The sequence below is a fragment of the Halochromatium sp. genome (genome assembly GCF_046541315.1).
GTDB lineage: Bacteria > Pseudomonadota > Gammaproteobacteria > Chromatiales > Chromatiaceae > Lamprobacter.
Genome location: NZ_JBKHDN010000103.1, coordinates 1 through 9349 on the forward strand (window position 1 = coordinate 1; position 9349 = coordinate 9349).

Here is a 9349-nt window from a genome sequence, read left to right on the forward strand (position 1 = left end):
CTAGAAAGAGCGGTTGAGCGCTTCGCCTCACATGCAACCGTCTGAGTGTGTTCGTCCTCTGGAGGCATTGGCGGGTCCCCCGCGAGGTGACGGGCGCTCCGGCCGTCAGGGCACGCCCCGCGCGGCGCCCAGCTGCGTGATGGCCGCTCGACCTGATTGCCGGACAACCCTGACACAGAAGCCCAGAGTCCACCGGATGTTCGTATCCGCGCGTCAGGGCGAATGGCCATACAACTCGCTGGAATCGAATGACTCTTCCATGATCGCATCGACCTCGACCCGCTGGACCAAAACCGTTGCCATCGCGCTGACCGGGGCCTCCGGGACCGGCTACGGATTGCGGGTCTTGCAGGGCCTGATCGACGCCGAGGTGCGCGTCTATCTGCTGATCTCACAGGCGGCGCAGGTGGTGTTGCGCATGGAGTCGGGGCTCGAGGTGCCGAGTCGGCCAAAAGAGGCCGAGCGCTTCTTCTCCGACTATCTGGGCGCCCAGCCGGGCCAACTCAGCGTGTTTGGTCGCCAGCAATGGACCGCGCCGGTCGCGAGCGGCACCAATCCGCCGGATGCGATGGCGATCGTGCCCTGCACCACCGGCACCCTGGCCAACATCGCCGCGGGGTTGAGCGAGGATCTGATCGACCGCGCGGCCGATGTGACCATGAAGGAAGGCCGCAAGCTGATCCTGGTGGTGCGCGAGACCCCGTTCACGACCATCCATCTCGAGAACATGCTGCGTCTGGCGCGGGCCGGGGTGGTGATCATGCCGGCCAATCCCGGTTTCTATTTCAATCCGCAGAGCGTCGACGAGGTGATCGATTTCATGGCCGCGCGGGTGCTCGATCATCTCGGGGTGCCGCATCGCCTCTTGGCGCGCTGGGGCGAGGAATCCGGAGATGCGTGAGATGGAAGCGCGGTGGCATGCGGCTTTGGAGGGCGGCGTTGCCGGCTAACGGCGTCGAGAGCAAACCCCGCTCCCTGGGCGCCAGCAGGATCGGCGTGCCCATGTCCATGTTCAGCATCGGCGTCCGTGCGAAGTCGGGGAGCCAATCCTGCTTGCCGATCCCTTCGACGGGGAGGGTGATCGGCAGCGCCAGCAGGTCGACGATCGTCTCCTTGACGACCTCCGTGACGTTGCCGGCCCAGATCGGCGTGCTGGCGCCGATCTGGGCGCGCGTGGCCCAGAGACGGAGCACCAGGCGGCGGCCATCCGGGAGATCCTTGACCAGGATGAGATCATCGTGATGTCCGTCGTGCACATGCGGGATCACCGGCAATGCGGCGAGCGGCAGCGAGGGCGACAGCAGCTTGATCGCGTTGTGCCAGTTCAGCCTCTCGGCGGGCTTCCAGCCTTGGGGAGCAAGCGCCTGAACGAGGCGATCGAGCGCGCCGGCGTACTGGATATCGAAGGGGCGTCGATTGCGATGCCAGAGGTCTTCGCGGTGGCTTGGAATCGGCAGCTTCCGGCGCGCGCGCCATTGGGTCTCGGTGATGCGAATCAGCGGTTGTGTCGCTTGATGGCGCGCGATGTCCTGCTGTTGTTGCGTGAACGTGGCGACCGTGAAGGCGGCGCTGGCGGCGATCAGGGTCACCAGCACGAGACCGAGGGCCTGCTCGGGCGGCTCGGTATGGCGCCGAAAGGCGAGCCCCAGGGCGGCGATCCAGAGCAGGCCAAGGGCGATGCTGGCGACGATGTCGGTGAGCCAGGCGGCGCCGACATAGAGTCGCGCCAGCGCGACTGCGGTGGTGAGCGCGGCGGCCAGGGCGTAAGGCATCCAACGCCAGCGCGGCGCGAGGGGGCGCGAGAGCGAGATGGCGAGAAAGCCATACAGCACGGTGGCGCTCAACACCTGGCTGCTGGGGAACGACCAGGGCCAACGCAGGCCGAGGCCGAGATCGGGTCGCGGGATGCGCACGAGCCAGCCCAGGCTGGGCGTGACCAGAAGGGTAAAGGCGAGCGCCGCGAGCCAGTATTTTAAGGCGCGTTGCTGACCGCTGAGACGCAGATAGACGAGGATGGCGACGACCAGCGGGATGGTCACCACGGGCTCGCCGAGGCGGCTGAGTCCGGCCATGAGCTGGTCGCCCAATGGGGTATGCAGGCTTTGGCCAAGGTCGAGCGCGAACTGATTGAGGCGCAGCTGCGAGGCACCGAAGAGATCGGCGCTCAAGGAGAGGCTGAGCACGGCAACCGCAGCGATCAGGGCGAGGGCGAGGGCGGCGAGGGTGGCGGCATCCGGATGCTGGCGGTCGGCGAGCGCCTGCGCGGTGCGTCCGAGCACTGGATGGAGGTTGCCCCAGCGCAGCAGGGCTTGCACCCAGTGCGAGGCCTGAGGGCTCAGGAGCAGGAATAGCCGCCGTGCGGTCAAGACGGCGACCCAGATCAGCGCGCTCAGGATCATCAGCAGGAAGGCGAGGCGGGTGGCGGCCTCGGCGGCCAGCTTGAGCGAGGCACCGAAGACGATGCCTGGCGCCAGATAGGCCGGCCCCCAGGCGATCGCGGAGCTGATATTGGCGGCGGCGAAGTGCATTCGCGGCATCCGCATCATGCCGGCGACCAGCGGGATGATGGCCCGCCCCGGGCCGACGAAACGACCGAAGGCGACGCTCATGACGCCGTACTTCTGGAAGAAGGCGACGCTGCGATCGAGGTGTTTTGGGTGCCGATTGAACGGCCAGCGCGCGCGAATCTGGCTGCGATAGCGGGCGCCGATCCAGTAGCTCAGGCTGTCGCCGCCGATGGCGCCGGCGATGGCCAAGGTGGCGGTGGGCCAGAAGGCGAGTTCGCCGCTGGCGATGAGGGCGCCGGCGGCGAACAGGATCATCACCCCGGGCACCGCCATGCCAACGACGGCGACCGATTCCGCGAAGGCGACCAGGAAGACGACGACATAGGCCCAGGTCGGGTTCGCGCCGATCCCGTCGAGGAGCGGGACGAAGAAGCCCTCCATCGCGCCTCAGACGCCTGGCGGCAGGCGGCTGGTGCGCAAGGGATCGGCCATCGCGAACGCTGGCTCGGCCTGGTCGAACGGGAGCTGGCTCAGCGCGCGAGCGTCGCGAAGGCCTTGTCGGCGGCCTTTAGCGTGGCGTCGATCTCGGCATCGCCGTGGGCGCCGGAGACGAAACCGGCCTCGAAGGCCGACGGCGCGAGGTAGACGCCGGCCTCGAGCATGGCATGGAAGAACCGGCGGAATTGGTCCTGGTCGCAGGCGGTGGCTTGCGCGTAGTTGGTGACCGGGCCGGCATCGGTAAAGAAGAGGCCGAACATGGCCCCGGCGCGGTTGGCGCTAAAGCCGATGCCCGAGGCGCGCGCGCGTTCTTCCAGGCCGTTGGTGAGGCGCTCGGTCTGGGCCGCGACGCGGTCATAGAAGCCGGGCTCCGAGATCAACTCCAAGGTCTTCAAGCCGGCGCTCATCGCGATCGGATTGCCGGAGAGGGTGCCGGCCTGATAGACCGGGCCGAGCGGCGAGACCTGCTCCATGATCGCGCGCTTGCCACCGAAGGCACCGACCGGCATGCCGCCGCCGATGATCTTGCCGAGCGCGGTCAGGTCCGGAGTCACGCGGTAGCGCTCCTGGGCGCCGCCGCGGGCGACGCGGAAGCCGGTCATGACCTCGTCGAAGATCAGCACCGCGCCGTGCGCATCGCAGACCTCGCGCAGCGTCTCGAGGAAGCCAGGGACCGGCGGGATGCAGTTCATGTTGCCGGCCACCGGCTCGACGATGATGCAGGCGATCTGGTCGCCGATCTCGGCGAAGGTCTGGCGCACCTGCTCGATGTCGTTGTAGGTCAGGGTCAGGGTCAGCTCGGCGAGCGCGGCGGGCACGCCTGGGGAGCTGGGCTCGCCGAGGGTGAGCATGCCGGAGCCGGCCTTGACCAGCAGCGAGTCGACATGGCCATGGTAGTTGCCCTCGAATTTGATCACCTTGTCGCGGCCGGTGTAGCCGCGCGCCAGGCGCAGCGCGCTCATCGTCGCTTCGGTGCCGGAGCTGGTCATGCGCACCAGGTCCATGCTGGGCACCAGCTCGCAGACCTTATCCGCCATCAGCGTCTCGAGTTCGGTGGGCGCGCCGAACGACAACCCCATGGTGACGCGCTCAATGACCGCAGCGAGGATCTCGGGATGCGTGTGGCCGAGGATCATCGGCCCCCAGGAACCGACATAATCGATGTAGCGCTTGCCGTCGACATCGGTGACATAGGCCCCGGCGGCGGACTCGAAGAAGACCGGGTCCCCGCCGACGCCGCGAAAGGCGCGCACCGGCGAGTTGACGCCGCCCGGGATATGGCGCTGGGCGGCGCCGAAGAGGTCGTGGGATCGGGACATGGGTTGGCTCCTGAGAAGGGTTGGGAAGTGAGGGTCGGCCATTTTCTGGTGACCGTGCACGCTTGGCAACCGTGACATGATCGGCGCGCGTTGAAAAGGCGGCGCGCAACCCTGATCCCTTGTCGATCGAACATTCACCCAGCATTCTAGCGGAGGACGAAGCGAGGACCATGAAGCGTTACGTGTGTTTGGTGTGCGGGCTGGTCTATGACGAAGCCGAGGGTTGGCCCGAGGACGGGATTGCGCCTGGCACGGCCTGGGAGGATGTGCCCTCGACCTGGGAATGCCCCGAGTGCGGGGTGGGCAAGGAAGATTTCGAGATGGTCGAGGTCTGAGCCGGGTCGCTTCAGCGCGCTCGCGTCTGGCGCTGAGGGACGGGGCTGCTGTACATTGCAAGGTTTCAGCGATCCAGAATCGGAGCATTGATCATGCAGACTCTCATTACCGAGGCTGATCTGTCCATGACCCCCTCGGCGCAAGCGAAGCTGGCCGAACTCTTCCAAGAGGTTGACGAGGCCATCCAGGGCGTGCGTGTCTACGCGGCTGCTGGCGGTTGCAGTGGCGTCAGCTTTGGCATGACCTTCACCGATGCCGTCAACCCGAATGATGGCATCCGGGACTTCGACGGCTACAAGCTCGTGGTCGATGACGGCACCCTGGAGCATATTCGCGGCGTCGAGATCGATTTCGTCGATCCGGGCGATGGCAACGCGACCTTCGTCTTCAACAATCTGCCGTCGGCCGCTGGCGGTTGCGGGACCTGCGGCTCCGCCGGTGGCAGCTGTGGTTGAGCCGAGGGCCGTGAAGCGCAGCGATCGGGCGTCGGCGAGATGGCGATGATGAAGGTTGGCATCGTCGGTGGCACCGGCTATACCGGCTCCGAATTGCTGCGCCTGTTGGTCCGTCACCCGCACGTCGCGGTGGCGGCGGTCACCTCGCGCGCGGTCGCGGGGACCGGCGTCGCCGAGTACCACAGCGCGCTGCGCGGTGAGATCGATCTCGCCTTCTCGACACCGGAAACAGCCCGGCTGAGCGACTGTGATCTGGTGTTCTTCGCCACCCCGAACGGCACGGCGATGAACGAGGCGGCCGCGCTGCTCGAGGCCGGCGTGCGCGTGATCGATCTGGCGGCGGATTTTCGCCTCAAGGATCTGGCTGTCTGGCAGCGTTGGTACGGGATGGAGCATGCCGCGCCGGCGCTGGTCGAGGAGGCGGTCTACGGGCTGCCGGAGATCAATCGGGCGGCGATCGCCGGGGCGCGGCTGGTCGCCAACCCGGGTTGCTATCCAACCGCCGTCACATTGGGTCTGCTGCCGTTGCTGGAGGCCGAGGCGGTGGATGCGGCGCGGCTGATCGCCGATGTTAAATCCGGCGTCAGCGGCGCCGGGCGCAAGGCCTCGACCGCCCTGCTGATGGCCGAGTGCGGCGAGAGCTTCAAGGCCTATAGCGTCGGCGGGCATCGCCACCAGCCGGAAATTTGCGCGACCCTGCGGCGCGCGACCGGGACCGAGATCGGCTTGACCTTCGTGCCGCATCTGTTGCCGATGGTGCGCGGCATCGAGGCCAGTCTGTACGCCACTCTGCTAGCGCGCGATCTGGATCTGCAAGCGTTGTTCGAGGCGCGTTATCGCGCGGAGCGCTTCGTCGATGTGTTGCCGGCGGGCGCGGTGGTCGAGACGCGCTCGGTGCGCGGCACCAATCTCTGTCGGCTTGCGGTGCTCGAACCGCAGGGCGCGGGCGTGGTGGTCGTGCAGTCGGTGATCGACAATCTGGTCAAGGGCGCGGCGGGGCAGGCGGTGCAGAACATGAACATCATGTGCGGATGGGACGAGGCTACGGGATTGGCGCTGTCGGCATGGGCGCCCTGAGCCTGCGGTGGATTGGAACCCGCGAGGCAACCCCGGGCCTTATCGTCGCGCGCGTGGCCGCGGGCGCGTGCTCTTTCGCTTGGCGGTCACGCTCGGCTGGTTGCTGGTCATCGGTGCGACCCTTGCCTTCGGCTACGGACTCGCGCGCCATGATGCCGCCGAGGCCTTGGCGAGTGCCGCGGCACTGCGTGCCGAGGTCGCCTCCCTCTCCGAAGCGCTGGCGCGTGGACGCGAGGAACGCCTGCGTCTGGCCCGTGCCCACCAGATGGACCGCGAGGCGAAACGGCAAGCGCAACAGTCGCTCGCCGAGTTGCAACGGGAGCGTTTGCTGCTGAGCAAGCGGGTGACCTATCTGCAGCGTCTGCTTCAGGATGGACGGCAGGGGGTGGTCGAGGTCAAGGAGTTCCAGTTGCGCAAGGGACTTGCGCCAGGTCACTATGGTTACAGGATGATCCTGAGCCAGCTGGTGCCGCAGAACGAGCGGACGCGAGGCCGGGCGCTGCTGCGTGTCGCGGTGACGGTTGGCGGCGAAGAGCAGATCCTGTCGCTGGACGCCTTGCCGGGATCGTCCGCCGCCGAGGTTGCGCTTGATTTCGAGCACTTCCAGGCGGTGAGCGGCGATATCGTGCTACCCGATGGGGCCGAGCCCGAGCGCCTGATCGTCGAGATCGAACCCGATCCTGGGTCCGAGGGAGCCTCGCTCGCGCGCTCCGCGGAGGCCTTCCTGTGGCCCGAGGCGGCCGATGCCTTCATGTTGCCAACGCCTGTGTTCGATGCGCGTGGGCTGGTCGAGCAGCTGGAGGTTGAATGATCGGGGCGGCGGTCCCCACTGTTTAGCACTTGAAGACGAACTCTTTTACTGAGGTATTCCTGATGACAGAAGCCGTTGCTCTTGATGCGCCGCTGGTGTTCACCTCGCAGGCCGCCGCCAAGGTGGCCTCGCTGATCGAGCAGGAGGAGACACCAGGTCTGATGCTTCGGGTCTACATCCAAGGTGGAGGCTGCTCGGGGTTCCAGTATGGTTTCACCTTCGACGAGTCCGTCCAGGATGGCGATACCGAGATCGAGACCGATGGGGTCAAGCTCTTAGTCGATCCGATGAGCTTGCAGTACCTCAGCGGGGCTGAGATCGACTACACCGAGGGGTTGCAGGGGGCGCAGTTCGTGATCCGCAATCCGAATGCGACCACTACCTGCGGTTGCGGGTCGTCATTCGGGGTCTGAGGTTGTCAGGGGTATCAGCGCCATGGACAACGGGCGCACGCGTCTTCCTCAGTCGGCCTCGTTGTCGGCGGGCTCTGGTTCTCCCTGTTGACCCGGGATGGGGAGAGGGATCGCGCTGCGTCCCGACGAAGGCTTCGTCAGTGCCGTGTTCGCCGGGTTGGCGAGGTATTCGGTGAAGACATAGCCGAGTCCAGCCGCGATGAGTATCAGCACGGCGAGAAAGATCAGCCCTCGCGGGAAGCGCCGGCGCTTTCGCAGGCTGAAGCCTCCGCTGCTTTTGTAGTCGCGCATGAGTCTGGTTCCGTAGGTTCGGGGCTCGCGTGTCGTGTGTCCGGCTCAGTTTAGAGAAGCCTGAGACGCTAAGTAAAGTGCGGCGCCGAGGGGCGCCTACCTTATCTCGGCGATCGACGGAAATCGCCTTGGGTGGCCAGGATCGCTCGGAATGAGGGCGCTTTCGCCAGCGCAGCGCTGGCTCGCCTGGCGCGCCGGCCTGGCTCCTGGATACCGGTCTGGCAATCCCTCTCTTGTCATGGCAATCTTAAGGGTTATCGAGCCCGCATCTCTTGCTCGCTCCGGGGCGACGGGGCGGAGCAGGTCTCATTTTGGCTGATAGGTGCATGTCAGACTCCTTCGATCAACTCGTGCATGGCACCGATGAGGTGCTCACTGGAGCGGCGCTGCGCAAGAAGCTTGCGCTTGGGCGTCCACTGCGGGTCAAGGCCGGCTTTGATCCGACCGCGCCCGATCTCCATCTCGGCCATGTCGTGTTGCTGAACAAGCTGCGCCAGTTCCAGGATCTCGGCCACCGGGTGCTCTTCCTGATCGGCGATTTCACCGGCATGATTGGTGATCCGACCGGCAAGAATGTGACCCGTAAGCCGCTCTCGCGCGAAGAGGTCGCGGCCAACGCCGCCACCTACCAGGCGCAAGTCTTCAAGGTGTTGGAGCCTGAACTGACCGAGGTCGTGTTCAACTCGACCTGGATCGGCCAACTCGGCGCGGAAGGACTGATTCGGCTGGCGGCGCAGCAGACGGTTGCGCGCATGCTGGAGCGCGACGATTTCTCGAAGCGCTATCGTGAGCATCAGCCGATCGCGGTGCATGAGTTCCTCTACCCGCTGATCCAAGGCTACGACTCGGTGGCGCTGGAGGCCGATGTCGAACTCGGCGGCACCGATCAAAAGTTCAATCTGCTGGTCGGCCGTCAGCTGCAGGAACAGGCCGGACAGGAGCCGCAGGTGGTGATGACGCTGCCGATTCTCGAGGGGCTCGACGGCGTGCAGAAGATGTCGAAGTCGCTCGGCAACTTCATCGCCATCGATGATCCGCCGGCCGAGATGTTCGGCAAGCTGATGTCGATCTCGGATCGGCTCATGTGGCGTTACTTTGAGCTGCTAACCCCGCGCACGCCCGAGGAGCTTGCGGCGCTGCGCGCCTCCGTCGACGCCGGCGCGAACCCGCGCGACATCAAGATCGAGCTTGGGATGAGCCTGGTGACGCGGTTCCATGGCGGCTCCGAGGCGGCGGCCGCGCGCGATGCTTTCCTGAACCAGTTCCAGCGCGGGCAGGTGCCGGATGATGTCGCCGAGCTGACCCTGGAGGTTGGGGATGAAGGTCTGGCGTTGTCAAGACTGCTCAAAGACGCTAACCTAGTCGCTAGCACTTCCGAAGCGATCCGGCTCATCGGCCAAGGCGCCGTCCGCGTCGACGGGGAACGTCTTGCAGATGCCAAGCAACGTTTCCTGAGTGGTGGCACTCATCTGCTCCAAGTAGGCAAGCGTCGGTTTGCACGGGTGACGTTGGGTTAGCGGGTTTTGGTCTGGTGGCGCGAGCCGCAAACATCCGGATCAAAAAAATGTTTGACACTCTCTCGAAAGTGCGTATACTTGTCGGTCTGCCCAGCGAGGAACTGTTTTGAGCCACGGGGTGGTGG

At 65.9% G+C, this 9349-nt stretch carries 10 protein-coding genes; 7 read left to right on the forward strand and 3 right to left on the reverse strand.

The window, feature by feature from the left end:
- Positions 1–259 precede the first annotated feature (259 nt).
- Positions 260–901, forward strand: a complete 642-nt coding sequence (locus tag ACLFQI_RS08365) for a flavin prenyltransferase UbiX (RefSeq protein ID WP_410758450.1) — start codon at positions 260–262, stop codon at positions 899–901.
- On the opposite strand, the gene ACLFQI_RS08370 is transcribed toward ACLFQI_RS08365, so the two are convergent.
- Together ACLFQI_RS08370 and hemL are read right to left on the reverse strand one after the other, a co-directional pair.
- Complete coding sequence (locus ACLFQI_RS08370) at positions 819–2948, reverse strand: VTT domain-containing protein (protein WP_410758451.1); 2130 nt, start codon at positions 2946–2948, stop codon at positions 819–821. The two genes, ACLFQI_RS08365 and ACLFQI_RS08370, sit on opposite strands and share 83 nt — an antisense overlap.
- 89 nt (positions 2949–3037) lie before the next feature.
- Complete coding sequence (hemL, locus tag ACLFQI_RS08375; RefSeq protein ID WP_410758452.1) at positions 3038–4324, reverse strand: glutamate-1-semialdehyde 2,1-aminomutase; 1287 nt, start codon at positions 4322–4324, stop codon at positions 3038–3040.
- 170 nt (positions 4325–4494) lie between these two features.
- Here hemL and ACLFQI_RS08380 point away from each other — a divergent pair, with 170 nt between their 5' ends.
- The 5 genes from ACLFQI_RS08380 to erpA all read left to right on the forward strand — a co-directional run bounded on the left by ACLFQI_RS08380 (position 4495) and on the right by erpA (position 7416).
- Positions 4495–4659: a rubredoxin gene (locus tag ACLFQI_RS08380; RefSeq protein ID WP_410758453.1), complete on the forward strand. Its 165-nt coding sequence runs from the start codon at positions 4495–4497 to the stop codon at positions 4657–4659.
- Between the two features lie 93 nt (positions 4660–4752).
- A complete protein-coding gene (locus ACLFQI_RS08385; protein ID WP_410758454.1) occupies positions 4753–5115 on the forward strand; it encodes a HesB/IscA family protein in 363 nt (120 codons plus the stop codon).
- A gap of 45 nt (positions 5116–5160) precedes the next feature.
- Complete coding sequence (gene argC / locus ACLFQI_RS08390) at positions 5161–6192, forward strand: N-acetyl-gamma-glutamyl-phosphate reductase (RefSeq protein WP_410758459.1); 1032 nt, start codon at positions 5161–5163, stop codon at positions 6190–6192.
- A gap of 67 nt (positions 6193–6259) precedes the next feature.
- A complete protein-coding gene (locus tag ACLFQI_RS08395; RefSeq protein WP_410758455.1) occupies positions 6260–7003 on the forward strand; it encodes a DUF6776 family protein in 744 nt (247 codons plus the stop codon).
- 62 nt (positions 7004–7065) lie between these two features.
- A complete protein-coding gene (gene erpA / locus ACLFQI_RS08400; RefSeq protein ID WP_410758456.1) occupies positions 7066–7416 on the forward strand; it encodes an iron-sulfur cluster insertion protein ErpA in 351 nt (116 codons plus the stop codon).
- 48 nt (positions 7417–7464) lie between these two features.
- On the opposite strand, the gene ACLFQI_RS08405 is transcribed toward erpA, so the two are convergent.
- Positions 7465–7707, reverse strand: a complete 243-nt coding sequence (locus tag ACLFQI_RS08405; protein ID WP_410758457.1) for a hypothetical protein — start codon at positions 7705–7707, stop codon at positions 7465–7467.
- Between the two features lie 326 nt (positions 7708–8033).
- Here ACLFQI_RS08405 and tyrS point away from each other — a divergent pair, with 326 nt between their 5' ends.
- Complete coding sequence (gene tyrS / locus ACLFQI_RS08410; RefSeq protein ID WP_410758458.1) at positions 8034–9224, forward strand: tyrosine--tRNA ligase; 1191 nt, start codon at positions 8034–8036, stop codon at positions 9222–9224.
- The last annotated feature ends 125 nt before the right edge of the window (positions 9225–9349 follow it).